Here is a 217-nt window from a genome sequence, read left to right as displayed (position 1 = left end):
GTCGTAGAGAGTGATGAGCTGGGTGTTTTCTAATTGAGAGGCAAGGGTACCGACGTAGCGTTTACCCTCCCAGAAGGTCGTAACGTCGCTTTCAAGCTTATGCCCTAAGCTGGCATAGGTTTTATTGCGCCAGTAATAAAACACAGCCCAAAAGGCATTGTCAGGGGCACGAAGCCAAGTGAGAAATCCGGTTAAGGCAATGACCGCCCAAATGGCA

At 49.8% G+C, this 217-nt stretch carries 1 protein-coding gene; it reads right to left on the bottom strand.

All coding sequences use genetic code 11. The annotated features are described in order from the left end of the window. On the bottom strand, positions 1-217 hold a 217-nt coding region (locus tag AACR11_RS21085; RefSeq protein ID WP_323128443.1), incomplete at both ends, for a TraD N-terminal domain-containing protein.

Source organism: Vibrio sp. L85, assembly GCF_963871815.1.
Classification (GTDB): domain Bacteria; phylum Pseudomonadota; class Gammaproteobacteria; order Enterobacterales; family Vibrionaceae; genus Vibrio; species Vibrio harveyi.
The sequence above is the reverse complement of the archived record's forward strand: the minus strand, read 5'-3'. Positions and strand labels throughout refer to the sequence as shown.